This window comes from Kineococcus auxinigenes (assembly GCF_050871525.1).
Taxonomy (GTDB): domain Bacteria; phylum Actinomycetota; class Actinomycetes; order Actinomycetales; family Kineococcaceae; genus Kineococcus.
The window spans coordinates 31,724-58,379 of sequence record NZ_JBKBCT010000011.1 but is presented as its reverse complement, the minus strand read 5'-3'; the positions used below and the strand labels follow the sequence as shown (position 1 = coordinate 58,379).

The following is a 26,656-nucleotide window of genomic DNA, read 5'->3' as shown; positions in this document are numbered from 1 at the left end:
GGTTTCGGCGGGCCGGGTCGGCCGGTCCCCCCTAGCGTGGCCGCACCATGGTCGTCCTGCTGCTGCTGCACGCGGCGGGTGCCCTGCTCGCCGTGCCGGTGGTGCGACGCTGGGGCACCCGCGGCGTCCTGCTGACCGCGCTGGCCCCGCTGGCCGCCGTGGTGTGGCTGTCGCGGGTGTGGGCGGTGGACGGCACCTCGGCGGTGCGCACCGCTGAACTGCCGTGGGTGCCGGGCCTGGACCTGTCGGTGGCGCTGCGCCTGGACGCGCTGTCCGGCCTGCTGGTGCTCGTCGTGGCCGGGGTCGGCGCGCTCGTGCTCGCCTACAGCGCCGGGTACTTCGCCGGCGAGGAGGAGGCCGGCGACCGGGTGCGCACCGTGCCGGCGCTGCTGGGTTTCGCCGGGGCGATGCTCGGGCTGGTGCTGGCCGACGACCTGGTGCTGCTGTACGTGTTCTGGGAGGTCACCACCGTCCTGAGCTGGTGGCTGGTCGGGGCGGGCGGGCGCAGCGGCGAGGCGCGCCGCGCGGCCGTGCACGCCCTGCTGGTGACGACGGCCGGTGGCCTGGCGCTGCTGGTGGGCGTGCTGCTGCTGGCGTCCGAAGCGGGCACCACCCGGATCTCGGAACTGCTGGCCTCCCCGCCGGAACCGACGGCCGCGGTGTCGGTGGCCGCGGCGCTGCTGCTCGTGGGGGCGGTGACGAAGTCGGCGCTGCTGCCGGTGAGCGCCTGGCTGCCGGGGGCGATGGTGGCCCCCACCCCGGTCAGCGCGTACCTGCACGCCGCGGCGATGGTGAAGGCCGGGGTGTACCTGGTGGCCCGCTTCGCCCCGGTGTTCGAGCAGGTCCCGCTGTGGCGCACCGCGACCGTCGTGGTCGGCGGCGCCACGATGCTGGTGGGCGCCTGGCGGGCCCTGCGCCAGCACGACCTCAAGCTGCTGCTGGCCCACGGCACCGTCAGCGAACTGGGGTTCATGGTGGTGCTGCTGGGCGCCGGCGGGCGCACGGCGGCCCTGGCCGGCGCCGGGCTGCTGCTGGCGCACGCGATGTTCAAGTCCGCGCTGTTCATGGTCGCCGGGGCGATCGACCACGCGGCGGGCACCCGCGACGTGCGGGAGCTGTCCGGGCTGCACCGCAGCGCCCGTCCCCTGCTCCTCGTCTCGATCGCGGCGGCCGCGTCGATGGCGGGGGTGCCGCCGACGCTGGGGTTCATCACCCACGAGGCGGGTTTCGAGGCGTTCGCCGCGCACGGCGGCGCCGCCGAGCGGGTCGTCCTGGTGGTGCTGGTGGCCGGGTCGGTCCTCACCGCCGCCTACAGCGCGCGGTTCGTGCTCGGCGCCTTCGGCGACCGGCCCGGCGCCGACCCCACCCCGCTGCACGGGCCCGGTGCGGCGATGGTGCTGCCGGCGGCCGCCGGGGCGCTGGGCGGCCTGGTCCTCGGGCTGGTGCCGGGCCCGGTGGACGCGCTGGTCTCGGCGGTGGTGGCGGACCGCCCCGCCGAGGGCGCCGAGCCGTACCACCTGACCCTCTGGCACGGCCTCACCCCCGCGCTGGCGGCCTCGGCCGTCGCGCTGGGCGGCGGCGCGCTGCTGGTCGCGGCCCGCGGGCCGGTGCTGCGCGCCCAGGAACGGCTGGCGGTGCGCCCGCTGCGGGAGCTGACGACCGGGCGGGTGCAGGACGAGGCGCTGCGGGCCCTGGACGCGGTGGCGGCGAGCACCACGCGCGCCCACCAGCGCGGCTCGCTGCCGCAGTACGTGCTGGTCGTGGCGGCGGTCCTGGTGGTCGGCCCGGGCACGGGCCTGGTGCTGGCGCTGGCCGCGGGCGCCTGGCCGAGCGAGTGGCGGGCGTGGGACGCGCCGGCGCAACCGCTGCTGGCGGCGCTGTGCGTGGCGGGCGCGGTCGCGGCCGCGGCGGTGCGCAGCCGGCGTTCGGCGTTCCTCGTCGTGGGGGTCTCCGGGTACGCGCTGGCCGGGTTGTTCGTCGTGGCGGGCGCCCCGGACCTGGCGCTGACGCAGGCGCTGGTGGAGACGGTGACGCTGGCGGTGGCGCTGCTGGTGCTGCGCCGCCTGCCGCCGCGGTTCGAGCCGGGGGCCGGACGCGGCGGGCGCGGTCCCTCGCGCGCGGTGCGGGTGGCCGCCGCCGCGGGTGCCGGGGTGGTCGCCGCCCTGCTGTCGGCGGTGGCGCTGTCCGCACGCACCGCCGAGCCGGTCGCGGACCTGGTGGCGCGCCTGGCGGTGGAGGAGGGCGGCGGGGAGAACGTGGTGAACGTGATCCTCGTGGACGTGCGCGCCTGGGACACCTTCGGGGAGATCACCGTGCTGACGGCGGCGGCGACGGGCGTGGCGAGCATGGTCTTCCTGCGGCACCGCACCGGGCGCGCCCCCGGGCTGCGCGAGGCCGACGAGGCCGACGAGGCGGCGCTCGCCTCCAGCTGGCGCGAGGAGGAGGACCTGCACCCGGGACCGGACAGCGCCCCGCAGCGGCCGTGGCTGACGGCGGCGGGCACGCTGCCCCCGGGTCGGCGATCGGCGGTGGTCGAGGCAGCGGTGCGGCTGGTGTTCGGCGTGGTGATGGTGCTGTCGGTGCACCTGCTGCTGGTGGGGCACGACCGCCCCGGCGGCGGGTTCGCCGCCGGCCTGGTCGCGGGTCTGGCCCTGTTCCTGCGCTACGCGGCCGGCGGCCGCTACGAGCTCGGGGAGGCCGCGCGCGTGGACGCCGGGGTGCTGCTGGGCCTGGGGCTGCTCATCGCCGGCGTCGCCGGCCTGGCCCCGCTGGCGCTGGGCGCCGGGGCGTTCGAGAGCGCCGTGCTGGACCTGCACCTGCCGGTGCTGGGCGACGTGCACCTGGTGACGTCGCTGGGCTTCGACGTCGGGGTGTACCTCGTCGTGGTCGCCACCGTGCTGGACGTGCTGCGCAGCCTGGGCGCCGGCGTGGACGCGCAGCACGAGCGCGACGCCGGGCCCGGCGACGTGGACCCCGACGACGTCCCCGAGGGGGTGTCCGCGTGAGCCCCACCGTCGTCCTCACCGTCGCCGTGGCCGCACTGGTCTCCACCGGCGTCTACCTGATGACCTCCCGGCACCTGAGCCGGGTGGTGCTGGGTTTCGTGGTCACCAGCAACGGGGTCAACCTGCTGATCGTGGCCGCCGCCGGCCCGGCGGGGCCCGCCCCCGTGCTCGGCGTCGGCGGGGAGGTCACCGAGGCGACCCTGTCCTCGGCGGCCGACCCGCTGCCGCAGGCGTTCGTGCTCACCGCCATCGTCATCACCTTCGCCGTGACGGCGTTCGGGCTGGCGCTGGCGTACCGCCTGAGCCGCCTGGACGGCGACGACGTGGTGCGCGACGCCGGTCCGCACCGGCGCGTCCGCGGCGAGGACGAGGACGCGGCCGAGGGGGGGCGGGAGCCGTGAGGGTCCTGGTGCCGCTGCCGGTGCTGCTGTGCCTGCTCGGGTGCGCCGTCACGTTCGTGCTGGGCCGGCGCCCCCGCGCGCAGCGCGCGGTGACCCTGACCGTGCTGTCCGGCGTCGTGGCGACCTCCGCGGCGCTGCTGGTGCTCGCCGTCACCGAGGGGCCGCAGCACGTGACGGTGGGCGGCTGGCCCGCCGGGGTGGGCATCGGCCTGGTCGCGGACCGGCTCTCGGCGCTGGTGCTGCTGACGTCCTCGGTGGTGACCCTGGTGGTGATGGTGTTCTCCATCGGCCAGGGGCGCACCGGGGACGAGCGCTCGACCCCGGTGTCGATCTACCACCCCACCTACCTGGCGCTGACCGCCGGCGTCTGCATCGCGTTCCTGGCCGCCGACCTGTTCAACCTGTACGTGGGTTTCGAGGTGCTGCTGACCTCCAGCTACGTCCTGCTGGCACTGGGCGGCACGGGGGCCAGGATCCGTGCGGCGTCCACGTACGTCGTCGTCTCGCTGGTCTCGTCGCTGGTGTTCCTCACCGGGGTGGGGCTGGTGTACGCGGCCACCGGGACGGTCGCGATGGCGGACCTGGCCGGGCGGATCGCCGCGCTGCCGCCGGCGGTGGCGACGGCGCTGCAGCTGGTGCTCCTGGTGGCGTTCGGCATCAAGGCGGCCGCGTTCCCGCTGTCGGGGTGGCTGCCGGACAGCTACCCGGCGGCGGCCGCGCCCGTGGCGGCGGTGTTCGCGGGCCTGCTGACGAAGGTGGGCGTGTACGCGATCGTGCGCACGCACGACCTGCTGTTCGGGCCGGGCACGCTGCGGGTGCTGCTGCTGGCGGTGGCGCTGGCGACGCTCGTGGTGGGGATCTGCGGCGCCGTCGTGCAGCACGACCTGCGCCGGATGATGTCGTTCACCCTGGTCAGCCACATCGGCTACATGCTCTTCGGCATCGGGCTGGGCAGCGCCGCGGGCGTGGCGGCGGCGGTGTTCTACGCCGTGCACCACATCCTCGTGCAGACCGCCCTGTTCCTCGTGGTGGGGCTGGTGGAGCACCGCACGGGCACCACCTCGCTGCAGCGGCTCGGCGGGCTGGCGGCGCTCGCACCGGGCACGGCGGTGCTGTTCCTGCTGCCCGCGCTGAACCTGGCGGGCATCCCGCCGTTCTCGGGGTTCCTGGGCAAGCTGGCGCTGCTGCGCGCCGGGGTCGCCGACGGCCGCTGGGACGCGTGGGTGCTGGTGGTCGCCTCGGTCGTCACCAGCCTGCTGACGCTGTACGCGATCGCACGGGCCTGGTCCGCGGTGTTCTGGGCCGGGCGGCTGGGGTTCGCCCACGGCACCGAGCAGGACGTCGAGCAGCACGCCCGGCAGCACACGGGCGAGCACACGGGCGAGCGCGACGGCGGACCGGTCGCCGACCGGCGACCGCGCCGCACCATGGTGGCCGCGACGACGGGCGCGGTGGTGGCCGTGACCGCGCTGTCGCTGGCCGGCGGCCCGCTGCTGAGCATCGCCGAGGGCGCCGCCGCCGACACCCTCGACGCGCAGCGCTTCCTGCGCGTCGTGGGCGGCGTGGACGACGCCGGGGGTGAGCCGTGAGGTGGTCGCGCTGGCTGGTGGGGGCCGCGATGCTGGTGGTCTGGCTGGCCCTGTGGGGTTCGGTGACCGCGCTGAACCTGCTGGGCGGGGTCCTCGTGGTGCTGGTGCTGGCGAGGGTCTTCCCGCTGCCGGCGGTGCGGGCGGAGCGGCGCCCCTCACCGGTGGGTCTGCTGCTGCTGGCCGCGCACGTCGCCGCGGACCTCGCGCGCTCGAGCGTCCAGATCGCGTGGCTGTCGGTGCGGCCGGGGCCGCAGCCGGCCGGCGCGATCGTCGCGGTGCGGCTGCGCGACGGCTCCGACGCGGTGGTGGTGACCACGGCGCAGCTGCTGACGCTGGTGCCCGGGACGCTGACGGTGGACATCGACGTCCCCAGCGCCACCCTGTACGTGCACGTGCCCGTGACGGGTTCCCCCGACGACCTGGCCGGGGGCGTCCGGGACCAGGTGCTGCAGCTGGAGGCACGGGTGCGGCGGGCCCTGCCGCCGGCGCGGGGCGGCCCGCGGGAGGGGAGGACGCCGTGACGGGGGTGTTCACGTGGTCCGCCCTGGCGCTGCTGGGGCTGGCCGCCGTGCTCGTGGCGGTCCGGCTGGTGCGCGGGCCGACCACGCTGGACCGCGCCGCGGCGGTCGACGTGTTCGTGGCGATCCTGCTGTGCGGGGTGGCCGTCGTCGCCGCCGACCGCGGCAGCACCGCCTACCTGCCGGTGCTGCTGGTGCTGTCGCTGCTGGGCTTCGCCGGGTCCGTCGCCGTGGCGCGCTTCGTCGGGCGGGACGACCGGTGAGCGTCGCGGGGGTCCTGGACGTGGTCTCGGGCGTGCTGGTGGTCCTCGGCGCGCTGTTCGCCGTCAGCGCCGGGGTGGGCCTGGCGCGCTTCGGGGACCTGTGGCTGCGCATGCACGCCGGCACCAAGCCGCAGGTGCTGGGGCTGCTGCTGGTGCTGCTGGGCGTCGGGCTGCAGTTCACCGACAGCGCGCCCGCCGTCGTGACGCTGCTGCTCGTGGCGGCGTTCCAGGTGCTGACCGCGCCCGTGTCGGGGCACGTGCTGGCGCGCGCGGGCTACCGCTCCGGGTCGGTGCCGCGCGAGGGGCTGGTCCTGGACGACCTGGCCGCACGGGTGGACGGGGACGGGGACGGCGACGGGGACGGCGACGCGCGGGGCGACGACGCGCCCGAGCGCCGGCACGGCCGCGACGACGACCTAGGGTGAACGTCGTGACGAAAGCCGCGCCTCCCGCCCGCCACTCCACCGGCCACGCCGACGACCCCTTCGACCTCGCCGCCCGCGCCGCCGCGCGCGTGGCGGAGCTGACGGGCGTGCCCCACCACGACGTGGCGCTGTGCCTGGGTTCGGGGTGGGCGTCGGCGGCGGACCGGCTGGGCGAGGTCGTCGCGGAGGTGCCGGGCAGCGAGGTGCCGGGGTTCACCCTGCCGGCGGTGGTGGGGCACGCGGGCACGATCCGCTCGATCCGGGTGCCGCGCGAGGACGACGAGCCGCTGGCGGCGCTGGTGCTGCCGCGCACCCACTTCTACGAGGGCCGCGGGGTGCGGGCCGTCGCTCACGGCGTGCGCACCGCCGCCGCGGCGGGCTGCCGCACGGTGGTCCTGACGAACGGCTGCGGGGGCCTGGACCCGTCGGTGGGTCCCGGTTCGCCGGTGCTCATCGCCGACCACCTGAACCTCACCGGCGCCACCCCGCTGGAGGGGGCGACGTTCGTGGACATGACGGACCTGTACTCCTCGCGGCTGCGCGCCCTGGCCCGCACCGTGGACTCGGGCCTGCCGCAGGGCGTGTACGCGCAGTTCCACGGCCCCCAGTACGAGACTCCCGCCGAGGTGCGCATGGCGGGGGTGCTGGGCGCGACGCTGGTGGGCATGTCCACGGCGCTGGAGGCGATCGCGGCCCGGCACGCGGGCCTGGAGGTGCTGGGGTTCTCCCTGGTGACGAACCTCGCGGCCGGGGTGTCGGACCAGCCGCTGTCGCACCAGGAGGTGCTGGAGGCCGGGCGCGAGGCGGCGCCGCGCTGCGCCGCGCTGCTGGCGGGGGTCGTGCCGCTCCTCTGAGGGCCGCTGCCCCGGGGCCCGGTGGGTGCGGGACCGCGCCGGGGGCGTCACCCCCCGGTGCGGGGTTCAGGAACGGGTGACGCGGCCGCTGACGCGGTCCCACGTCAGGGTGCCGCCCTGGAACTCCTGGCGAACACCGCCCTTCACCGCGTACTCACCGGTGCGGGGGTAACCGAGCGAACCGTTCTCCCAGCCCTGGGCGGCGTAGGTGCCGCCGAACGCCCCGTGCACCTCGTGCGCGCCCAGCTTCGGCGTCCAGTAGACGAGCCCGCGGGCGAACCGCTGCACGCGGCCGCCGTCGCGGATGGCGAACTCCTCCCCGGTGGGGTACCCCACGGCGGAGTTCTCCCAGCCGAGGCTCGACCAGGCGCCGCGGATGGCGCCGCGCACGACCTGGGCGCCGGTGCTCGGCGTCCAGTAGATCGAGCCGCCGTCGAAGTGGGCGAAGCGCCCGGTGCGGTCGGGGGCGGCGAGCTCGGACGTGGTGGGCAGGCCGAGGGCGCTGCCGGGGCCGCCGGTCCCCTGGTACCGGGACAGGATCGCGCCCTGCAGGCGGTGGGTGACGCCGCGGTTCGAGAAGGTCACGGTGGCCGGGGCGGAGACCGTGGTGGTGGCCGGCCGGGTTCCCTTCACGGTGTTCACCACGTAGTAGATCTCGGTCTGCGCGTTCGGCACGCGCGCGGGCCCGACGGCGATGCCGACACCCATCCCCGTGAAGTCGCCCAGCATGATGGCGTGGTGCGAGGGGGAACCGATCCACCCGTTCACGGCCCAGTTCCCGTCGGTGCGGTTCTGGTAGCTCAGGTGGATGATCTCGCCCTTGCCCGAGTACCCGGCGAGCTGACCGGAGAAGTCCGGGTTGTGCCGGTAGGAACCGCTGGCCGCCTGCGCCTCGGCCCAGCGCTGCGAGACGGCCGAGACGTCCCCGAACTCGGTCAGCGGGGCGAGGCCGCGCGCTGCGCGCTCGGCGTTGATGCCGGCGACGACCTGGCGCTTCTGGGTGCCCAGGTCGGTGTCGGGCGCGGCGAGCGCGGAGTTCAGCGTCGCGGTCGCGGTGGCGGGGACGGCGGCGGGCGCGGCGACCGCCGTGCCCGCGGCGGTTCCCGCCAGCGCCCCGGCGGCGAGCAGGCAGCTCAGCGCGCGGCGCAGACCGCGCCCGGCTCCCGCGTGGTCCCGTCGCACGATCCCGCACCTCCACCGCACCGGCCCCGCCCGGTGCGGGGTGTCCTGGAGACGGGTTCGGGCGCCGTACCGGGGTCCTTGAGGGTGGGCGGCACCACGGGTGCGTGCGGTGAGCGCGCGGTTCACCCGTCCGGGCGAACGCCGCCGGGGACGGCGCCAGGACGCCGGACGGTGTCGGCCGGCTGCCCTACCGTGGTTCCCGGCCGGGCCGGTGGTGCCGGTCCCGTCGAGGAGAGAGGGCGTCCCGTGGCCGACCCCGCGCTGATCCGCAGCCTGCTGGCGGCGGTGGACGCCGCCCCGGACGACGTGCCGCTGCGCGTGCACGTGGCCTCGCTGCTGCTGGAGGCGGACCGGGCGGACGAGGCCCTGGCGCACCTGTCGAGGGCGCTGCTGGCCGACCCGTCCTCCGCCGCGGCGCGGTCGCTGATGCAGCGCGCGCTGGGCGGTCCCGCCGTCCCCGACCCGCCGGCTCCGGCTCCGGCTCCCGGTCGAGCCGAGGACCCGGCACCTCCCGCAGCCGAGGAGGCCGGGCAACCGGACTACGACTGGGACCGGGCCGAGCGGGACCTGGGCCCCATCGCCGTGCCCGTCGGCGACGAGCCCGGCGAGCCGGCCGCCGAGGTGGAGCGGCCCCGCGTGACCCTCGCCGACGTCGCCGGCATGGAGCACGTCAAGGACCGCCTGGAGGTGGCGTTCCTGGGGCCGGCGCGGGACGCGCGCCTGCGGGAGATGTACGGCAAGAGCCTGCGCGGCGGGTTGCTGCTGTACGGCCCGCCCGGGTGCGGCAAGACCTTCCTGGCGCGCGCCCTGGCCGGCGAGCTGGGCGCGCACTTCATCTCGGTGGGCCTGTCGGACGTGCTGGACATGTGGATCGGCAACAGCGAGAAGAACCTGCACGCCCTGTTCCAGCGAGCCCGGCGCAACACCCCGTGCGTGCTGTTCCTCGACGAGGTCGACGGGCTGGGCGGGGCGCGCTCGCGCGCCACCGCCGCGATGCGCACCACCGTGCAGCAGCTGCTGTCCGAGCTGGACGGGGTGGACACCGACAACGAGGGCGTGTTCGTGCTGGCCGCCACGAACGCGCCGTGGGACGTGGACGCGGCGCTGCGCCGCCCCGGGCGCCTGGACCGCACCGTGCTGGTGCTGCCGCCGGACGAGGTGGCCCGGGAGGCCGTCCTGGCGCGCGAGTTCCGGGACCGCCCCACCGAGGGGCTGGACCTGCGCCGCGCAGCCGCGCGCACCGAGGGGTTCTCGGGCGCGGACCTGGCGCACCTGGCGCAGACGGCCGTGGAGGAGGCGCTGCGGGACTCGCTGCGCTCGGGCACCGCCCGGCCGGTCCGCGACGGCGACCTCAAGGCGGCGCTGCGCCAGGTCCGCCCCTCCACCCACGCCTGGTTCGACGGCGCCCGCAACGTGGCGCTGTACGCGAACTCCGACGGCACCTACGACGAGCTGCTGGCGCACCTGAAGCAGCGGCGGATGCTGTGACGGGTGCGCCCGCGGGCCCGTCACCGGACGCCCACCCGGGGCCGGGCGCTCCGGCGGCCGGCGCCGTCGAGCTCGAGGCGCAGCGCGCGGTGGCCCTGGCCACGGCCCGGCAGCACGAGCGGGCCCTGGCCGGCGCGCGCCGGGTGCTGGCGGTGGAGCCCGCCCACGCCGTCGCGCTGCGCGTGGTGGCGGTCTCGGAGCTCGCGCTGGGCCGGCCGGCGGCGGCGCTGGAGGCGGCCGGCGCGGCGGTGGCGGCCGAACCGGGTGATGAGCGCGGCCACCGGCTGGTGAGCCTGGCGCTGAGCGGGCTGGGCCGGCGGCGCGAGGCGGTGCGGGCCGCCCGCGAGGCGGTGCGCTGCGCCCCGGGCGAGCCGGCGTCCCTGGTGGTGCTGGCCGAGGCGCTGCTGGCGGTGCGCCGGCGCGCGGAGGCGCTGACGGTGGCGCAGCGCGCCGTGGAGGCCGGGCCCGACGAGGCGGACGCGTGGTTCGCGCTGGGGCTGGCGCACCACTCCCGGCGCTCGCCCGGCACGGCGCGCGAGTGCTACGAGGAGGTCGTCCGGCTCGACCCGCAGCACGCCGAGGCGCTGAACAACCTCGCCGTGCTGGCGTTCCGGGGCCGCGGCGTGCGCGGGGCGGCGTGGCTGCTGGACTCCTCCCTGGCCGCCGACCCGCAGCAGGCGGTGAGCCGGCACAACGTGGACGTGCTGGCGCTGCGGCTGTGCCGGGGGGTGTGGTGGACGGCGGTGCTGGTCATGCTCGCGGTGGCCCTGGCCTCGGTGCTGCAGCACGAGCTGGCCCCTGCCGTCCCGGCGCGGTGGGTGGTGCTGCCGGTGGCCGCGGCGCTGGCCGTGCGGTGGTGGCGGGCCCGGTGGGCGACGTACCCGCCGGCGGTGCGCACCGCGGTGCGCCACCGCTCGCGCTCGCGGCCGGTGCTGGTGTGCGGGTGGGCGGTGGCCGCGCTGGTGGCCGCCGGGTGCGTGGCGGTCGCGGCCCTGCCCGCGGGTCCGGCCGGCCTGGGCCTGACCCTGGGCACGGCCTACCTCCTGGCCGCGGTGAACGTCGCGCTGTTCCTGCTGGTGCGCCGCACCCCGCGGCGCTGAGGGCCGGTCGTGGACCTGACCGTCCAGCAGCTGCGCTGCTTCCTGGCCGTGGCGGAGGAACTGCACTTCACGCGCGCCGCCCAGCGCCTGCACGTCGCCCCGCCCTCGCTGAGCCAGCAGGTCGCCGGCCTGGAGCAGCGGCTGCAGACCCGCCTGTTCCACCGCACCTCCCGGCACGTGGAGCTGACCGCGGCCGGGGTCGAGCTGCTGCCGCTGGCCCGCCGGGCCGTGGGGTCCGTGGACGAGGTCCAGGCGTGGGCGCGGCAGCGCCGGGAGGCGGGCGAGCGGGTGGTGGTCGGCCTGGTGGCCGGTGGGCCGCTGTGCTCGGCGGTCCTGGCGGCGGCGGCGCGCGAGCTGCCGGACGTGCGCTGGGAACTGCGCCGGCTGGGTTTCGCCGAGTCCCTGCGGGCGCTGCGCTCGGAGCGGGTGGACGTCGCGCTGGTGCCGGCGGTGACCCTGCCCGCGGCGCAGGACCTGCGGGCCGTGCCGCTGTGGGGCGAGGGCCGCGTGCTGGTGGTGCCCGCCGGGCACCGGCTGGCCGGGCGCCGCGACGTCGGCATCGGGGAGACGACCGGTGAGCGGTTCGTCGGGGTCGCCGACGACGACGCCACGCTCGACGCCTGGTTCGTCAGCCCCCGCCCCGACGGTCGCCGCCCGCGCGTGGACCCGGCGGCCGCGACGCTGGAGGAGGTGCTGGACCTGTGCGCGGCGGGCCTGGCCGTCAACATCGCCGGCGCCACCCTGGCCCGTTCCCACGCGCGCTCGGACCTGCGGTTCGTGCCGATCCGCGACGTCCCGGAGGTGACGGTGGGGCTGGTGCACCGGGCCGGTGACCCCCGCCGGGCGCTGGGGACCCTGGAGCGGGTGGCGCTGGCGGTCGCCCGCGAGCAGGCCGGGCGCTTCGGCGCCACCCCGCCACCGTGAGGTTCTCCCTCACGGTCGTTGCGAACCGCGTCCTGGTGCTGACGCGCTCCGTCGCGCAGGATGCTGCGGATGAGCGACGAAGCCCCCACCCGCACCGGCCTGGTGTTCGCCGAGCGGGACGGCAGCCCCCTGCTGGTGGACCTCGTGCTCCCCGCGACCGCCGGGGGCCCGTCCGGGCCCCCGCCGGTCGTGGTGTGGCTGCACGGCGGCGGGTGGTTCACCGGCGACCGGCACCTCGCGCCCGACCTGACGCGCTTCTTCGCCGCCCGCGGCATCGCGATGGCGAGCATCGAGTACCGCCTCAGCGGCCAGGCCCTCTTCCCCGCGCAGCTGCACGACGTGCGCGCCGCCGTCCGGCACCTGCGCCGCGAGGCCGCCGCGCTGGGCGTGGACGGCACCCGGATCGGCCTGTGGGGTTCCTCCGCGGGCGGTCACCTGGCCGCGCTGGCCGGCGTCACCGGTCACGTGCGGGTGCTGCCCGGTGAGGACGTCGGCGACGACGAGCCCGGTGCCGACGTGCAGGCCGTCGCCGAGGGCTACGGGCCCGTCGACCTGGAGCGGGTGGTGGCCGACTCCGCCGGTTCGGCCCCGCCGGCGATGAGCGGGGCGAACGCGCCCGAGGCGCGGCTGCTGGGCGGCCCGCCGGCCGAGCGGCGCGAGGCGGCGCGGGCGGCATCGCCCCTGACGCACGTGACCGCCGCCGCACCGCCGTTCCACGTCGCGCACGGCACCGCGGACGTCCTCGTGCGCCCGGACCAGAGCGTCCTGCTGCACGAGGCCCTCGTCGCCGCCGGCGTGGAGAGCACCCTGCACCTGCTCGACGGGTACCGGCACGGGTTCCTCAACCCCGCCGGCGCCGTGGAGGTGCCCGGGCCGCGCGTCTTCGACGACGGGCGGCTGGACCGCGAGGGCAGCGCCTCCTCCACCGTCCGGGAGTTCCTGCCCGGCCGGGGCGAGCGCAGCGGCCCCGCGACGTTCTCGTACGACGAGGTGGGCGACTTCCTCGCCCGCCACCTGCTGGGGAAGGAGACCGCGTGAGCGTCGACCTGGAGACCGTGCACCGGCTGGCGCCGGTGCGCGGCGCGCTGCCGGGCGAGCCGGTGCCGTACTACGTCGCCCACGGCGAGGGGCACCGCTACGAGCTGGACGGCCAGCTGTGGACGGTGTTCGCCCGGGCCGCCGACACCGGCGGGCTGTTCGACGCCGCGTGGGTCGACGGCCCCCGCGGGGCGTTCACCGACCACCACGTCCACCGCGACCAGCAGCGTTCCTTCGTCCTGGTCCGCGGCAGCGCGCAGGTCTGGCTGGGCGGCGCCAGCCGGGTGCTGGTGCCGGGCGACTCGTTCAACGTCCCCGCGGGGACGCCGCTGGCCTGGCGGTTCCTGGCCCACGGCACGCGACTGCTGACGTGGGCCGCGCCCGGTGGGGCGCTCGCCCTCGTCGAGGCGCTGGGCACGCCCGTGGACGTGCACGCCCACCGCGACCGACCGTCGGGGCCGCCGTCGCCGGAGCGCCGCCGGGAGGCCGGTGCACCGCTGGGCGTGACCTTCCCGTCCCTGGCGGAGGTGCAGGCGGGCCAGGAGTGGGACGCCGACCTGCCGGCCGGCGTGGAGCCGTACTTCCTGCGCGGCGGGGAGGGCGACCGGCTGCGCACCCCCGACGCCCTCTACACGTACCTGTCGCGGGGCCGGAACACCGACCACCGCTACTTCGCGATCCACACCGTCGGCGCGCCGGGCCGCTACTTCGGCCGGCACTTCCACCGCGAGCACACCGAGAACTTCCTGTGCCTCTCGGGGCGGGTGTGGTTGTGGGTCAACGGCACGGAGGTGCTGCTCACCCCCGGCGACTTCGTGCACGCCCCCGCCGGGACGATCCACACGTTCGCGTTCGACGCGCACCGCACGGAGATGCTGGGGATCCTCACCCCGGACGTGTTCGAGCCCTTCTTCAGCGTCCTGGGCTCGCCCACGCAGGACCGCTCCTACCCGGAGCCGGGCACGATGAGCAGCGAGAGCACCGACCTCGTCGGGCCCCCGCCGGTGGCGGTCCTGCAGAAGCTGCAGGACGAGCTGGACCTGGTGCTGGTGGGCCCGCCCCCGGAGCGCACCGCCGGGCTGGGCATCTGACGCGAGGACGGCCCCGTCCCCGCACCACGGGGACGGGGGCCGTCGCGCGCCGGGCGTCAGCGGGCCGCGGCCCGCCGGTACTGCCGGGTCGCCAGCGGGACGAACACCGCGAGGATCAGCACGATCCACAGCAGCGTGTACAGCTCGGAGTTCTGCAGCGACCAGGTGCCCAGCTCGGTGCCCGGGGGCACGTTGCCGAAGCGCTCGCGCGCGGCCTGCACGAGGGTGGACACCGGGTTCCACTCCGCGATCGTCCGCAGCGGGCCGGGGAAGGTCTCCAGCGGCACGAAGGCGTTGGTCACGAACGTCAGCGGGAAGACGGTCAGGAACACGAGGTTGTTGAACGCCTCCGGGGTCCGGATGAGCAGGCCCAGCAGGCCCATCACCCACGACAGCGAGTACGCGAACAGCAGCAGCAGCGCGAACCCGACGACCGCGTCGAGGAACGACGTGCGGATCCGCCAGCCGATGACGAGTCCCGTCAGCGACATGATGACGGTGACGATGACGTTGAGGACGACGTCCGAGGCCGTGCGCCCCACCAGCACGGCGGACTGCGCCATCGGCAGCGAGCGGAACCGCTCGATGATGCCCTTCTGCATGTCGTCGGCGATCCCGGCACCGGTGATGGTGGCCCCGAAGATGACCGTCTGCGCGAAGATCCCCGGCACCAGGAACTCGCGGTAGTTGGCCCCGTTCACCCCGATGGCGCCGCCGAAGACGTACCCGAACAGCAGGATGAACATGATGGGCGAGATGAGGGTGCCGACCAGCAGGTCGGGGATCCTCGTGATCTTCAGCATGTTCCGCTTGGCGATCACCGAGCTGTCGGCGAGCACCGTTCCGACCGCGCTCACGGCCGCACCCCCTCCCCCGCCGGCCGCGCCGGCTCGTCGTGGCCGGCGACCTCGTCGGCCGGCTTGCCCGTCAGGGTGAGGAAGACGTCGTCCATGGTGGGGCGGCGCAGCCCGGCGTCCAGCGGCACGATGCCCACCTCGCCGAGGCGCTGCAGCACCTGCACGAGCACCTGCGTGCCCGAGGTCACCGGTGCGGTGACGCGGCGCGCGCGGCGCTCCACCTGCAGCTCGCCGACGGCCACCTCGTGCAGCACCGCGACCGCCGCGTCCACGTCCCCGTCGGCGGCCACGACGACCTCCACGCGCTGCCCGCCGACCTGGGTCTTCAGCTCGTCGGCGGTGCCGCGGGCGATGACGCGGCCGTGGTCGATGACGACGATGTCGTCGGCGAGGCGCTCGGCCTCCTCCAGGTACTGCGTGGTCAGCAGCAGCGTGGTACCGCCGCCGACCATGCGCGTCAGCAGCTCCCACATGTCGTTGCGGCTGCGCGGGTCCAGCCCCGTGGTCGGCTCGTCCAGGACCAGCACCGGCGGCTCGGCCACCAGCGCGCCCGCGAGGTCCAGGCGGCGGCGCATCCCGCCGGAGTACGTCTTGGCGACCCGCTTGGCCGCGTCCGTGAGGTCGAACTGCTCCAGCAGCTCCCACGCGCGCTCGCGCGAGCGCTTGCGGCCCAGGTGGTACAGCCGCCCCACCATGTCGAGGTTCTCGAACCCGGTGAGGTTCTCGTCCACCGCCGCGTACTGGCCGGACAGCCCGATGCGCCGGCGCACCTCCCGCGGGTCGGCCACGACGTCCACGCCCGCGACCGTCGCGGTCCCCTCGTCGGGGACCAGCAGGGTCGTGAGCATCCGCACCGTCGTCGTCTTGCCCGCGCCGTTGGGCCCCAGCAGGGCCAGGACGGTGCCCGCCGGCACCGTCAGATCGACGCCCGCCACCGCGGTGACGTCGCCGTACCTCTTCACCAGTCCCCGTGCTTCGACCGCCGGGGACACCGCCTGCGCGGCCGCCGTGCTCGTCGTTGCCATGACCGGCACCCTAGGGAAGACCTCCGACACCACGCCGCTCCTTTGCCGTCGACCAGCCGTCGAGGGGGTGACCGGCGGGCAGCGCCGGACTCATCGCCCCGACGCCGGGCGCCACTGGCGCGACGGCGCTAGCGTCGGGGCATGACGAGCCCCGCAGCCCGAGCGTTCGACGCCCTGTGCGACGTGTACCAGCGCCGGATCTCACCCCGGAAGGGCTACGCGTGCGCCCACCGCGTCGCCCACGGCGGCGACTCCTGCTCCGGCGCGGTGCGCAGCATCGTGCGCAGCCGCGGGCTGCTGGGCGGCGCCGTGCCCAGCGCGGTGCGGTTCCTGGCCTGCTACCAGGCCGCGTCGCTGCTCATGGCCGGCGGTGGGCGCGGGGTGTGCTGCTGCGGGCCGATCCCCATCCCCTTCCGCTTCTGAGCGGGCCGGCCGGCGGGGTCAGCGCGCCGGGACGGCCGCCACGAGCTCCCGGAGCCTGCGCACCGCCTCGTCCGGGGCCGGGCGCAGGGGTTCGCGCGGAGCCCCTGCCGGCACGCCCACCGCGGCGGCGAGCGCGTGCAGACCCGTGATCGGCCGCAGCCGCGCCAGCTCCTCGACGACGGGCCGCAGGAACCCCGCCCACCGCTCGGCCCCCGGCCCGTCCCCGGCGACCACGGCCGCGCGCAGGCGCACGTACGCGGTGGGCAGCAGGGCCGCGACGCCGGAGTGCCAGGCGTCCGCGGCGCTGCCGGCCCCCAGCAGCAGCACGTCCCGGCTCAGCCCCACGGCGCACGGCAACCCGGCGTCCCGGTAGCCCGCCAGGCGTTCGCGCCACGGCTCCGGACCGGTGGCGGTGTCCTTCACGGCGGCCATCGCGCCGGAAGCCGCCAGCTCCCGCAGCACCGGCAGCGTCACGTCGTACCGGGTGGTGGTCGGGTTGTTGTAGAAGCACACCGGAACCCCCGCCGCGGCGGCCACCGCCGCGACGTGCGGCACCACCTCCTCGTCGGTGAGGGGCACGTACCCCACCGGTGAGACGAGGACCCCGTCGGCGCCGGCGTCCACGGCGTCGCGGGCGGCGGCCACCGCGTCCCGCGTCGACAGGGCGCTGACGGCCGCGTGCAGCGGGACCCCCGTGCCCCGCAGCGCCCGCACGGCGTGCTGCACGACGGTGCGCCGCTCCCCCGCGTCGAGGTACACCCCCGAGCCGGAGGTCCCGAGCACGGCGACGGCGTCGGCGCCGCCCTCGGCCGGGCGGGTCACCAGCTCGCGCAGCGTCGCGGTGTCCACCGCCCCGGAGGCGTCGAAGGGGGTGGGCGGGTAGGCGACCAGGCCGGTGAACGGCCGGGGGGTCGCGGACCGGGCCACGCCCCGCTGCGGGTCCTCCTGCTGCGGGTTCTGCTGCACACCCGGACCCTGCCACAGCGGCGCGCGGGAACCCCCTGTCCAGGGCCGCGCGATCGGCGTACGCTCCCCCTCGGTGTGCCGGGAAGCCTGGTCGGCGGTCAGATCCGCGACGACCGGAAGGACCCGGCGATGGACGCTCCCGCAGTGCGCGCCACCCACCTCACCAAGCGCTACGGCCGCACCACGGCCCTGGACGACCTGGACCTCGACGTGCCGGCCGGGGAGGTGTTCGGCTTCCTCGGCCCGAACGGCGCGGGCAAGTCCACCACCATCCGCCTGCTGCTGGGTTTCGCCCGGCCCACGGCCGGGCGCGCGGAGGTGTTCGGCGTCGACGCGGCCGACGTCGCCCGCGCGCACCGGCTGCTGGCGCACGTCCCCGCCGACGTGGCGCTGTGGCCGCGGCTGACGGGTGCGGAGGTCCTGCACCTGCTGGCCGCCACCGGGCCCGGCACCGACACCGCGGTGCGCGACGAGCTCGTCGAGCGGTTCGGCCTGGACCCCTCGAAACCCGCGCGCACCTACTCCAGCGGTAACCGGCAGAAGGTCGCCCTGGTGGCCGCCTTCGCGAGCCGGGCGCCGCTGCTGGTGCTGGACGAACCCACCAGCGGCCTGGACCCGCTCGTGGAACGGGAGTTCCGCCGCGCCGTCGTCGAGGCGCGCGAGCACGGGCGGACGGTGTTCCTGTGCTCCCACCAGCTCGCCGAGGTGGAGGCGGTGTGCGACCGCGTCGGCATCCTGCGCGCCGGCCGGCTCGTGCAGGTCGCCGGGGTGCCGGAACTGCGGCACCTGCACCGCAGCGAGGTGACCGTCACGTTCACCGGGGCGGCACCGCGCCTGTCGGCGCTCCCCGGTGTGGAGGGGGTGGAGGAGACCGGCGAGGGGCGGTTGCGGTTCTCCCTCACCGGGCCGCCCGCCCCCGTGCTGCGGGAACTGGCGTCCGCGGGGGTCACCGCGCTCAGCGTGCGCGAACCCCGCCTGGAGGAGGTCTTCCTGGACCACTACGGGGAAGGAGCCGTGCGGTGAGCACGCGCACCCCCCACGCCCCTGCGCACGTCCCGGCCCCGCCCGCCACCGCACCGGGCGCCGGGCGTGCCGTGGGGCGCCTGGCGCTGCGCCAGGTGCGCCGCAGCGGCCTGGCCGTGCTGCTCGTCGCCGTCGCCCTGACGGCGACCGTCGCGGCGAGCTTCGACGCCCTGGCCGCCGACCCCGCGACCCTGGCCGGCCTGCGCGCCATCGCGCAGAACCCGGCCGTCCGCACCCTGTTCGGCGAGCCCGTCGCGCTGGAGACCACCGGCGGCTTCACCGTGTGGCGCTCGGGCACCCCCGTCGCCGTCCTGCTCGGCGCGTGGGCCGCCCTGGCGACCGCGCGCACCACCCGCGGGGAGGAGGAGGCCGGCCGCTGGAACCTGCTGCTGGCCGGCCCCGTGCGGCTGCGCACGGCCGTGGGCCGGCACCTGCTCGCGGTCGCGACGGTGGTGGTCGCCACGGGTGCGGCCCTCGCGGCGGTCCTCGTGCTCACCGGGACCCCACCGGCCGGTGCCGCCGTCCACGGCGCCGGGATCGCCACCCTCGGGCTGTTCTCCGCCGCCGTGGCGGCGCTGGCGGCGCAGGTCCTCGCCACCCGTCCGGCCGCCGCCGGCGCGGCCGTCGCGGTCCTCGGCGCGGGACTGCTGACCCGGGCCGTCGCGAACGGGGCGCCCGGGTGGGAGGGGTTGCGCTGGGTCTCACCGTTCGGGTTGCTGGAACGCAGCCGCCCGTACGCGCAGGACCGCCTGGCACCGGTGCTGCTCCTGCTCACGGCCGCGGTGGTGCTCGCCGCAGCGGCACTGGCCCTGGCGGACCGGAGGGACGTGGGTGAGGGCCTGCTCGCCGGCCCCTCGCACCGGCGCAGCCGCACGGCGCTGCTGGGGTCGGTGGAGGGTTTCGCGGTGCACCGCTGCCTGCGCCCGTTGGTGGGCTGGTCCGCGGGGATCGGTGCCTACTACCTGCTCATCGGGACCACCGCGGTCGCCGTCACGGAGTTCCTGGCGCATGACGCGGCCGTGGGCGACCTGGCCGGGCGGGCCGGTTTCACCGCCCTGGACAGCGTGCGGGGTTTCACCGCCACCGTGTTCTCGCTGCTGCCCGTCCCGGTCGGCGTGTTCGCCGCGGTGCGGATCGCCGTCCTCGTGAGCGCCGAGTCGGACCGGCGGCTGGCGCTCCTGACCGCCGGGCCGGTGGGGCGCCTGCGCCTGCTGGGGACCGAGGCCGCGGTGACGGCCGCCGGGGTCCTCGCCCTGCTGACCGTCGCGGGGTTCGCCACCTGGGCCGGGGTCTCCGTCTCCGGGGGCGGCCTGACGCTGCCGGAGGCGCTGCGCGGCACGTGGAGCACCGCGCCGGTGGCGCTGCTCTGCCTGGGGGCCGCGGTGCTCGCCGCCGGGTGGCTGCCGTCGGCCACCGCGCTGATCGGGTCGCTGCCGGCCGCAGGGGGTTTCCTGCTGCTGGTGCTGGCCGACAGCACCGGCGCCCCGGCGTGGGTGCGCGAGGTCTCCCCGTTCGCGCACCTGGCGCCCGTGCCGCTGGAACCCGCCGACGCCGCCGCCGCTCTGGTGATGACGGTCGTGGCGGTGCTGCTCGCCGTCGTCGGCGCTCTCCGGTACCGGCGCCGGGACCTGCTGGGCTGACGCGCCCGGGTCAGGCCTCGCGGGGCTCGCCCGCTGCCCGGTCACCGGCGTCCTCGGGCCCGGCGGTGTCGACGCCCTCGGTGTTGCGCAGCACGCCCATCATGGCCATCTCCTCGTCCGCCACCGGCCCGTCGGCGACGCACGCGCGCAGGTCCTCCAGCAGCGCCGCCTCGTCGATCCCGGCGCCGATGAGGACGAGTTCCGTGCGGCGCGCCGAACCCCGCGGCCACGGCGTGCGCTCGAACCGCACGGCCGCACCGACGGTGTGCAGCACGAACCGCTGCGGGTGCGAGGGAGCGGCGAACCGGGTGAAACCCTTGACGCGGAACACGCCCGAGGGGCGCTGCTCCAGGAACCGCACGAACGCGCGCGGGTCGAGGGGATCGTCGCTGGTGAACTCCACCGCCTCGTACACGGAGTGCAGGTGCCCGCCGTGGTCGTCCACCGCCTCCCCCAGGGACAGTTGGCGCTGCACGGCGGGCCGCTCGTCGAACAGCAGTCGGGCGTCGACGCGACCGTGCTCGGCGGGCACCACCGGCGCCCACGGGTTCAGCTCGCGGCAGCGGGCGGCGACCCGGCCCAGCACCGCGGCGTCCACGAGGTCGGTCTTGGTCAGCAGCACCACGTCGGCCATGGCGACGTGGTGGTCCAGGGCGGGGTGGCGCAGCCGGGTCGCCTCGAACTCCACGGCGTCCACGACCACCACGAGACCGCCGTACTCGATGCCCTCCACGCCGCTGAGCAGCACCCGCCGCACCATCGCGGCGGGCTCGGCGACGCCGCTGGCCTCGATGACGATCGCGTCGGGCACCTCGCCGCCGCGCGGCGACGCCAGCCGGGACAGCAGCTCCTCCACGCTGCCGTCCTCGGTGCTGCAGCACAGGCAGCCGTTCTCCAGCGAGACGGTGTCGTCGGCGAGCCCGGCCACCATCAGGGCGTCCACGCCGATGGCGCCGAAGTCGTTGACGACCACGCCGAGGCGCACCTCGGCAGCCGAGCGCAGCAGCTGGTTCAGGACGGTGGTCTTGCCGGCGCCGAGGAAACCGGCGAGGACGACGACGGGGATGCGCGGCACGCGCCCCATCCTCTCCCGGGCCCCGGCGGGTGTCCGGTCGCGGGCAGGTCGAGGTCCCCGGTGAGCAGGAGGTCGGCACGGGCGGCGGTGACGTCCACCAGCTCCGCGTTCGGCGCGTCGACCGCCGCCACCCACGCCCGCGCGGCGTCCGGTCCCTTGCCGAACTCCTCGTGCCGGCGCACCAGGCGCGCGGTGCGCTGCGCGGTGTCGCCGGCGACGAACCACACCTCGTCGAAGAGCCCCCGCACGTCCGCCCACGCCCCGTCGTCCAGCAGCAGGTAGTTGCCCTCGCTGACGACGAGCCGGGTGCCGGGGTGCACGGGCACGCTGCCGGCGATCGGCTGCTCGACGTCGCGGTCGAACGCCGGGGCGTAGACGACCTCCCCGGGCGGCTGCTCGCGCAGCCGGCGCAGCAGCGCGGCGTACCCGGCGGCGTCGAAGGTGTCCGGCGCACCCTTGCGCGCGCGCCGCCCCAGGCGGTCCAGCTCGACGTCGGCCAGGTGGAAACCGTCCATCGGCACGTGCTGGGCGGCGGCCTCGTCCCCGGCCGCGGCGCGCACCGCGGCGACGAGGGCGCGCGCGAGCGTGGTCTTGCCCGCGCCGGGCGGCCCCGCCAGCCCCAGCAGCACCCGTTCCCCGGGCAGCGCCAGGGCCCGCGCGACGAGGTCCGCGAGCACGGGCGCGGTGCTCACGCGCCCGCGGCCACGTCGATCAGCACCTTGCCGACGGTGCCGGCCTCCACGGCCGCGTGCGCCTCGGCGGTGCGCTCCAGCGGGAAGCGGGTCAGCGGCAGGCCGTGCTCCTCACCCACCGGCAGCGCACCGTCGCGCAGCGCCGCGGTGACGTCCTGCGCGGCGGCGTCCAGGTTGTGCTGCCCCATCGTGTACATCAGGACGAACTGGAACCGGGTGTTGAGCACCATGTTGGGGCGCACGTCCAGCTCGACGGGCACGCCGCCGTCGTTGGCGTACACGGCGATGCTCGCGCCCGGGCGCACCACCGCCAGGTCCAGCTGCAGGTTCGCGCCCAGCGCCAGCTCCACGACCTGGTCGACGCCGTCCGGAGCGACGCGGCGGACCTGCTCGGCGGCGTCGGCGTCGCGGTAGTTCACCACGTGGTGCGCACCGGCGGCGCTCGCCAGGCGGGCCTTCTCCGGGCCGCTGACGGTGGCGACCACGGTGGCCCCGGCCCAGCGGGCGAGCTGGATCGCGGCGTGCCCGACGGCGCCCGCGCCGCCGGCGACGAGCACGGTGCGCCCGGCCAGGGCGCCGGGGGCCAGGCGGCGCGGGCCGTCCTCGGCGACGGTGAGGGCCCGGTGGGCGGTGACGGCCGGTACGCCCAGGGCGGCGCCCACGTCGAAGCCGACTCCGTCGGGCAGCGGCAGCACCCGCTCGGCGGGCAGCACGGTGAACTCCTGCGCGGTGCCGGTGGGCCGGCCCTGGGCGGCCATGTAGACCCACACCCGGTCACCGGCGGCGAGGCCGGTGACGCCCTCGCCGACGGCGTCGACGGTGCCGGAACCGTCCTGGTTCGGCACCACCTCGCCGTCCGGCGCGGCGGCCGTGGCGCCGCTGCGCGACTTCCAGTCGGTGGGGTTCACCCCGGAGACGGCCACGCGCACGCGCACCTCGCCGGGTCCGGGCTCGGGCACCTCGCGCTGCACCAGCCGCAGGACGTCGGTGCCACCGGTCTCGCTGTAGACGATCGCCTTCACACCGGCGCCGAACCCGGCACCGGCGCGGGTTGTTCCCGCACCGGTCATCGGCGGCGAGCCAGCCGCGCGCCGAGCGCGACACCGGCCAGCGCCCAGGCGGCGCCGACGCCGACCCCGGCCAGCACGATCCAGAACGGCACCCGCAGCTCGTCGTCGCCCCGGGCGGCCGCGGCCGGCGGGGTGCTCACCTCGTCGCTCACCGCCCCAGCCTGGCGCGCCGGGCCCCCACCGCGCCAGCCCCCGGGTCGTAGGGTCGGGCCCGTGAGCGCGACCGAGCCGACCGCCCTGCCCGACGACCTGCGCGAGCGCGCCCTGGCCTGGATCGCCGACGACCCCGACGAGCGCGACCGCGACGAGCTGCGGGCGGTGCTGGCCGCCGCCGAGGGCGGCGACGCGGGCGCCGCCGCGGACCTGGCCGACCGGTTCTCCGGGGCGCTGGAGTTCGGCACGGCGGGGTTGCGCGGCGCGGTCGGCGCGGGCGAGCACCGGATGAACCGGGCGGTGGTGCAGCGCGCCGCGGCCGGTCTGGGGGCGTGGCTGGTGCAGCGCTTCGAGCGCCCCCGCGTCGTGATCGGCCTGGACGCGCGCAACGGCTCGCGCGAGTTCGCCGACGACTCCGCCGCGGTGCTGACCGCCGCCGGCTGCGAGGTGCTGCTGCTGCCGCGCCCGCTGCCCACCCCGGTGCTGGCGTTCGCGGTGCGCGCGCTGGACGCCGACGCCGGGGTCATGGTGACCGCCAGCCACAACCCGCCGCAGGACAACGGCTACAAGGTCTACCTGGGCGGGCGCGCCGGCGGCGAGGACGGCCGCGGGGTGCAGATCGTGCCGCCGGTGGACGGCGAGATCGCCGCGGCCATCGCCGCGGTCGGGCCGCTGGCGCAGCTGCCGCGCGCGCGGGACGGCTGGCGGGTCCTGGGCGAGGACGTCGTGGAGGACTACCTCGGTGCGGTGCTGGCCGCCACCGGTCTGCCCGACCACCCGGCCCCGGCGCGCGACCTGCGGGTGGTCACCACCCCGATGCACGGCGTCGGCGGTGCGGTGCTCGCCGAGGCGCTGCGGCGCAGCGGGTTCACCGACGTGCACGTGGTGCCGGAGCAGGCCGAGCCGGACCCGGCGTTCCCGACGGTGGCGTTCCCCAACCCGGAGGAGCCCGGGGCGCTGGACCTGGCGCTGGAGCTGGCCGCCCGGGTCGGGGCGGACCTCGTGCTGGCCGTGGACCCGGACGCGGACCGCGCCTGCGTGGCCGTCCCCACCGGCGAGCGCGGCGACCGCGCGGCGTGGCGGGCGCTGACCGGCGACGAGCTGGGCTGGGTGCTCGGTGAGCACCTCGCCGCCCCCGGCGCGGTGCTGGCCTGCTCGGTGGTCAGCTCGCAGGGCCTGGCCCGCATCGCCGCCGCGCACGGCGCGCGGTTCTCCCCCGCCCTGACGGGTTTCAAGTGGATCGCGCGGGTGCCGGGGATCTCCTTCGGCTACGAGGAGGCCATCGGCTACTGCGTCGCCCCGGCGGTGGTGCGCGACAAGGACGGGATCTCCGCGTCGGTGCTCACCGCACGGCTGGCGCGGCGGCTGCTGGCGCAGGGGCGCACCCTGCTCGACGTGCTGGACGACGTCGCCCGCCGCGACGGCGTGCACGTCACCGGCCCCGTCTCGATCCGGGTGGAGGACCTGTCCCTCATCGGCACGGCGATGGCGCGGCTGCGCGAGCAACCGCCCACCGAGCTGGGCGGGGCGGAGGTGACGAGCGTGGAGGACCTGCGCGACGGCGTGGACGGCCTGCCGCCCACCGACGGGCTGCGCTGGCGCACCGCCGAGGACGCTCGCGTGGTCGTGCGGCCCTCGGGCACCGAGCCGAAGCTGAAGTGCTACTGCGAGGTCGTCGTCGAGGTGCCGGAGGGCGCGGGCGAGCACGAGCTCGCCGCCGCCCGGGCCCTGGCCGCCGGGCGGCTGGAGGCGGTGCGCCGCGACGTGCGGGACGCCACCGGGATCGGCTGAGACCGGGCCGAGGCCGGGTCGTGCCGGGCGTCCCCGGCACGACCCGTGCGCTCACGCCGCCGGGGCGCCGGCGCGCTCGCGCAGCCAGGACGTCACCAGCGCGGTGACCTCCTCGCGGTTCGTCTCGTTGAACACCTCGTGCCGCGCTCCGGGCAGCAGCTCCAGCGTCACGTCGCGCACCCCGGCGGCGCGGTAGCGCTGCACCAGGCGCTCGAGCAGCTCGCCGCCCGAACCCCCGACCGGGTCGTCCGCGCCGCTGACGACGAGCACGGGCAGGTCGGGCCGGATGCCGGTCAGGCGCGCGGGGTCGGCGGTGGCGGCGGCGGTGGCCAGGGCGCCGGCGAGGATCGCCTCGTCGGTGGCGAACCCGCACAGCGGGTCGGCCACGTAGGCGTCGACCTCCGCGGGGTCGCGGCTGAGCCACTCGAAACCGGTGCGGTGCTCGAAGGGTGCGTTGAACGCGGCCAGGCCGGGCTGCTCCGCCGGCAGCGAGCGCACCACGTCGACGAGCCCGTCCAGCGCGGTGGAACCGCTGAGCACGACGCCGTCGTACAGGTCCGAGCGCTCCAGCAGGACGTTCTGCGCACCCATCGAGCCGAGGGAGTGCGCGAGCAGGAACACCGGCAGGTCCCCGGCCTCCTCGCGCAGCAGCTCGCCGTGGCGGGCGATGTCGGCGGTAAAGCCGGTGAACCCCACCTCGCCGAAACCGCCGAGCGGGACGCCGTCCCCGGTGGAGGAGCCGTGCCCGCGGTGGTCGTTCGCGGCGACGACGAAGCCGGCGGCGTTCAGGGCAGCGGCCAGGCGCGCGTAGCGGCGGCCGTGCTCCGCCAGGCCGTGCGCGACCTGCACCACCCCCAGGGGGTCGCCGGGCACGTCCGCCCAGCGGTAGGTGGTCAGGAGCAGGCCGTCCGCGGGGGACGGGAAGGAGCCGACGACGGCGTCGCTGGTCACGGTGCCTCCGGTGGGTGCGGGGCTCGGCGGTGAGCCCGGCGGGTCGTGGTCGCCGCCCAGTGTGCCCGGGGTGCGCGCACGGCGAGCCGCAGGCCCCCGCCCCCTACGCTGCGACGGTGAGGATCGTCATCCCCGGGGGGGACGGGTCAGGTCGGTGGCGTGCTGCGGCGGGCTCTGGCGCAGCGCGGCGACGAGGTGGTGGTCCTCAGCCGCCGCCCGGAGCGGCTGGAGGACGGCGTCCGGCACGTGTTGTGGGACGGGCGCACGCTGGGGTCGTGGGCCGCCGAGCTGGACGGCGCCGACGCGGTCGTCAACCTGGCCGGCCGCACGGTGAACTGCCGCTACACGGACGCGAACCTGCGCCAGATGATGGACTCGCGCGTCGAGTCCACCCGGGTGGTGGGCGAGGCGATCGCCCGGGCGCAGCGTCCACCCGCGGTGTGGGTGCAGATGAGCACGGCCACCGTCTACGCCGACGCCCGCAGCCGGGGCGACGACCTGCCCCACGACGAGGCGAACGGCGTCCTCGGCGGTGAGGAACCGGACGTGCCCCTGTACTGGGAGTACAGCGTGCGCATCGCGCGCCGCTGGGAGCAGGCCCAGGCCGACGCGGACGTCCCCGGCACGCGGCGCGTCGCGCTGCGCACCGCGATGGTGATGACGCCCGACCGCGGCGGGGTCTTCGACGTCCTGTCGTGGATGGCCCGCCTGGGGCTCGGCGGTCCCGTGGCCGGTGGTGGCCAGCACGTCTCCTGGATCCACGGCGACGACTTCGTGCGCACCGTGCTGTTCCTGCTGGAGCGCGCGGACCTGGCGGGCCCGTTCATCGTCGCCGCCCCGGACCCGCTGCCGCAGGCGGAGTTCATGCGCTCGCTGCGCGCAGCCTGGGGCCGTCGCCTCGCCCTGCCGGCCACCCGCCTCATGGCCGAGGCGGGGGCGTTCGTCCTGCGCACCGACACGGAACTGCTGCTGAAGAGCCGCCGGGTGGTGCCCGGCCGGCTGCTCGAGGCCGGTCTCACCTTCGAGCACCCCACCTGGGACGCGGCGGCGGCCGACCTGGTCCGGCGGGCGCGGGAGCAGCGCGGCCGTCGCGGTCGAGGCTCCCGCTGATT

25 protein-coding genes and 1 pseudogene are annotated in these 26,656 nt (G+C 76.8%); 17 read left to right on the top strand and 9 right to left on the bottom strand.

Going from position 1 to position 26,656, the window contains the following annotated elements; translation table 11 throughout:
• Positions 1-47: 47 nt before the first annotated feature.
• The 7 genes from ACRYR9_RS05810 to ACRYR9_RS05780 are packed head-to-tail and all read left to right on the top strand — an operon-like array spanning position 48 to position 7,055.
• Positions 48-3,005, top strand: a complete 2,958-nt coding sequence (locus ACRYR9_RS05810; protein WP_432494034.1) for a Na+/H+ antiporter subunit A — start codon at positions 48-50, stop codon at positions 3,003-3,005.
• On the top strand, positions 3,002-3,406 hold the full coding sequence (locus ACRYR9_RS05805) for an NADH-quinone oxidoreductase subunit K (protein ID WP_432494036.1): 405 nt from the start codon (positions 3,002-3,004) through the stop codon (positions 3,404-3,406). Before ACRYR9_RS05810 ends, ACRYR9_RS05805 begins: the two co-directional genes overlap by 4 nt.
• Positions 3,403-4,995: a Na+/H+ antiporter subunit D gene (locus ACRYR9_RS05800; protein WP_432494038.1), complete on the top strand. Its 1,593-nt coding sequence runs from the start codon at positions 3,403-3,405 to the stop codon at positions 4,993-4,995. The genes ACRYR9_RS05805 and ACRYR9_RS05800 overlap by 4 nt, the downstream gene beginning before the upstream one ends.
• Positions 4,992-5,516, top strand: a complete 525-nt coding sequence (locus tag ACRYR9_RS05795; protein WP_432494039.1) for a Na+/H+ antiporter subunit E — start codon at positions 4,992-4,994, stop codon at positions 5,514-5,516. Before ACRYR9_RS05800 ends, ACRYR9_RS05795 begins: the two co-directional genes overlap by 4 nt.
• Positions 5,513-5,776, top strand: coding sequence for a monovalent cation/H+ antiporter complex subunit F (locus tag ACRYR9_RS05790; RefSeq protein WP_432494040.1), 264 nt, complete (start codon positions 5,513-5,515; stop codon positions 5,774-5,776). The genes ACRYR9_RS05795 and ACRYR9_RS05790 overlap by 4 nt, the downstream gene beginning before the upstream one ends.
• Positions 5,773-6,201: a monovalent cation/H(+) antiporter subunit G gene (gene mnhG / locus ACRYR9_RS05785; RefSeq protein WP_432494042.1), complete on the top strand. Its 429-nt coding sequence runs from the start codon at positions 5,773-5,775 to the stop codon at positions 6,199-6,201. The genes ACRYR9_RS05790 and mnhG overlap by 4 nt, the downstream gene beginning before the upstream one ends.
• On the top strand, positions 6,198-7,055 hold the full coding sequence (locus ACRYR9_RS05780) for a purine-nucleoside phosphorylase (protein WP_432494044.1): 858 nt from the start codon (positions 6,198-6,200) through the stop codon (positions 7,053-7,055). Before mnhG ends, ACRYR9_RS05780 begins: the two co-directional genes overlap by 4 nt.
• Positions 7,056-7,121: 66 nt before the next feature.
• Here ACRYR9_RS05780 and ACRYR9_RS05775 read toward each other — a convergent pair whose 3' ends face one another.
• Positions 7,122-8,237 carry a CAP domain-containing protein gene (locus ACRYR9_RS05775; RefSeq protein WP_432494046.1) on the bottom strand — a complete coding sequence of 372 codons (1,116 nt, stop codon included), beginning with the start codon at positions 8,235-8,237 and terminating at the stop codon, positions 7,122-7,124.
• Positions 8,238-8,483: 246 nt separating this feature from the next.
• Between ACRYR9_RS05775 and ACRYR9_RS05770 the strand changes: the two genes are divergently transcribed.
• From ACRYR9_RS05770 to ACRYR9_RS05750, 5 genes are all read left to right on the top strand, one after another.
• Positions 8,484-9,725: an ATP-binding protein gene (locus tag ACRYR9_RS05770; protein ID WP_432494048.1), complete on the top strand. Its 1,242-nt coding sequence runs from the start codon at positions 8,484-8,486 to the stop codon at positions 9,723-9,725.
• Positions 9,722-10,825 carry a tetratricopeptide repeat protein gene (locus ACRYR9_RS05765; RefSeq protein WP_432494050.1) on the top strand — a complete coding sequence of 368 codons (1,104 nt, stop codon included), beginning with the start codon at positions 9,722-9,724 and terminating at the stop codon, positions 10,823-10,825. The genes ACRYR9_RS05770 and ACRYR9_RS05765 overlap by 4 nt, the downstream gene beginning before the upstream one ends.
• 9 nt (positions 10,826-10,834) lie before the next feature.
• Positions 10,835-11,749: a LysR family transcriptional regulator gene (locus ACRYR9_RS05760; RefSeq protein WP_432494052.1), complete on the top strand. Its 915-nt coding sequence runs from the start codon at positions 10,835-10,837 to the stop codon at positions 11,747-11,749.
• A gap of 69 nt (positions 11,750-11,818) precedes the next feature.
• Positions 11,819-12,787 (top strand): alpha/beta hydrolase fold domain-containing protein, encoded by a 969-nt coding sequence (locus ACRYR9_RS05755; protein ID WP_432494054.1) that lies wholly within the window; start codon positions 11,819-11,821, stop codon positions 12,785-12,787.
• Entirely contained in the window at positions 12,784-13,878 is a 1,095-nt protein-coding gene (locus ACRYR9_RS05750; protein WP_432494056.1) for a quercetin 2,3-dioxygenase, read from the top strand. The genes ACRYR9_RS05755 and ACRYR9_RS05750 overlap by 4 nt, the downstream gene beginning before the upstream one ends.
• A gap of 56 nt (positions 13,879-13,934) precedes the next feature.
• Here ACRYR9_RS05750 and ACRYR9_RS05745 read toward each other — a convergent pair whose 3' ends face one another.
• Together ACRYR9_RS05745 and ACRYR9_RS05740 are read right to left on the bottom strand one after the other, a co-directional pair.
• On the bottom strand, positions 13,935-14,735 hold the full coding sequence (locus tag ACRYR9_RS05745; RefSeq protein ID WP_432494058.1) for an ABC transporter permease: 801 nt from the start codon (positions 14,733-14,735) through the stop codon (positions 13,935-13,937).
• Positions 14,732-15,760 carry an ATP-binding cassette domain-containing protein gene (locus tag ACRYR9_RS05740; RefSeq protein ID WP_432494060.1) on the bottom strand — a complete coding sequence of 343 codons (1,029 nt, stop codon included), beginning with the start codon at positions 15,758-15,760 and terminating at the stop codon, positions 14,732-14,734. The genes ACRYR9_RS05745 and ACRYR9_RS05740 overlap by 4 nt, the downstream gene beginning before the upstream one ends.
• Before the next feature lie 141 nt (positions 15,761-15,901).
• Between ACRYR9_RS05740 and yidD the strand changes: the two genes are divergently transcribed.
• Positions 15,902-16,183, top strand: coding sequence for a membrane protein insertion efficiency factor YidD (yidD, locus tag ACRYR9_RS05735; protein WP_242125804.1), 282 nt, complete (start codon positions 15,902-15,904; stop codon positions 16,181-16,183).
• Positions 16,184-16,201: 18 nt separating this feature from the next.
• On the opposite strand, the gene ACRYR9_RS05730 is transcribed toward yidD, so the two are convergent.
• Positions 16,202-17,149 (bottom strand): dihydrodipicolinate synthase family protein, encoded by a 948-nt coding sequence (locus ACRYR9_RS05730; RefSeq protein ID WP_432494062.1) that lies wholly within the window; start codon positions 17,147-17,149, stop codon positions 16,202-16,204.
• A gap of 129 nt (positions 17,150-17,278) precedes the next feature.
• Here ACRYR9_RS05730 and ACRYR9_RS05725 point away from each other — a divergent pair, with 129 nt between their 5' ends.
• On the top strand, positions 17,279-18,172 hold the full coding sequence (locus ACRYR9_RS05725) for an ABC transporter ATP-binding protein (RefSeq protein WP_432494064.1): 894 nt from the start codon (positions 17,279-17,281) through the stop codon (positions 18,170-18,172).
• Positions 18,169-19,812, top strand: a complete 1,644-nt coding sequence (locus ACRYR9_RS05720) for a polyketide antibiotic transporter (protein WP_432494066.1) — start codon at positions 18,169-18,171, stop codon at positions 19,810-19,812. Before ACRYR9_RS05725 ends, ACRYR9_RS05720 begins: the two co-directional genes overlap by 4 nt.
• Positions 19,813-19,822: 10 nt before the next feature.
• Here ACRYR9_RS05720 and ACRYR9_RS05715 read toward each other — a convergent pair whose 3' ends face one another.
• The 4 genes from ACRYR9_RS05715 to ACRYR9_RS05700 are packed head-to-tail and all read right to left on the bottom strand — an operon-like array spanning position 19,823 to position 22,801.
• A complete protein-coding gene (locus tag ACRYR9_RS05715) occupies positions 19,823-20,896 on the bottom strand; it encodes a CobW family GTP-binding protein (RefSeq protein ID WP_432494067.1) in 1,074 nt (357 codons plus the stop codon).
• Entirely contained in the window at positions 20,824-21,579 is a 756-nt protein-coding gene (locus tag ACRYR9_RS05710; RefSeq protein ID WP_432494069.1) for a nucleoside/nucleotide kinase family protein, read from the bottom strand. The genes ACRYR9_RS05715 and ACRYR9_RS05710 overlap by 73 nt, the downstream gene beginning before the upstream one ends.
• Positions 21,576-22,601, bottom strand: coding sequence for an NADPH:quinone reductase (locus ACRYR9_RS05705; protein WP_432494091.1), 1,026 nt, complete (start codon positions 22,599-22,601; stop codon positions 21,576-21,578). Before ACRYR9_RS05705 ends, ACRYR9_RS05710 begins: the two co-directional genes overlap by 4 nt.
• A gap of 44 nt (positions 22,602-22,645) precedes the next feature.
• Complete coding sequence (locus ACRYR9_RS05700; protein WP_432494071.1) at positions 22,646-22,801, bottom strand: hypothetical protein; 156 nt, start codon at positions 22,799-22,801, stop codon at positions 22,646-22,648.
• Between the two features lie 61 nt (positions 22,802-22,862).
• On the opposite strand from ACRYR9_RS05700, the gene ACRYR9_RS05695 reads away from it, so the two are divergent.
• A complete protein-coding gene (locus ACRYR9_RS05695) occupies positions 22,863-24,593 on the top strand; it encodes a phospho-sugar mutase (protein ID WP_432494073.1) in 1,731 nt (576 codons plus the stop codon).
• Positions 24,594-24,644: 51 nt separating this feature from the next.
• Here ACRYR9_RS05695 and ACRYR9_RS05690 read toward each other — a convergent pair whose 3' ends face one another.
• Complete coding sequence (locus ACRYR9_RS05690) at positions 24,645-25,544, bottom strand: alpha/beta fold hydrolase (RefSeq protein WP_432494075.1); 900 nt, start codon at positions 25,542-25,544, stop codon at positions 24,645-24,647.
• Positions 25,545-25,676: 132 nt separating this feature from the next.
• Between ACRYR9_RS05690 and ACRYR9_RS05685 the strand changes: the two are divergent.
• A pseudogene (locus tag ACRYR9_RS05685) lies at positions 25,677-26,654 on the top strand (epimerase); the annotation flags it as partial.
• Positions 26,655-26,656 lie beyond the last annotated feature (2 nt).

Bases quoted from the DNA above. Each gene is read 5' to 3' on its own strand.
- ACRYR9_RS05810 (WP_432494034.1), top strand. From the start codon at position 48: ATGGTCGTCCTGCTGCTGCTGCACGCGGCGGGTGCCCTGCTCGCCGTG.
- ACRYR9_RS05755 (WP_432494054.1), top strand. From the start codon at position 11,819: ATGAGCGACGAAGCCCCCACCCGCACCGGCCTGGTGTTCGCCGAGCGG.
- ACRYR9_RS05740 (WP_432494060.1), bottom strand. From the start codon at position 15,760: ATGGCAACGACGAGCACGGCGGCCGCGCAGGCGGTGTCCCCGGCGGTC.
- yidD (WP_242125804.1), top strand. From the start codon at position 15,902: ATGACGAGCCCCGCAGCCCGAGCGTTCGACGCCCTGTGCGACGTGTAC.
- ACRYR9_RS05725 (WP_432494064.1), top strand. From the start codon at position 17,279: ATGGACGCTCCCGCAGTGCGCGCCACCCACCTCACCAAGCGCTACGGC.
- ACRYR9_RS05715 (WP_432494067.1), bottom strand. From the start codon at position 20,896: ATGGGGCGCGTGCCGCGCATCCCCGTCGTCGTCCTCGCCGGTTTCCTC.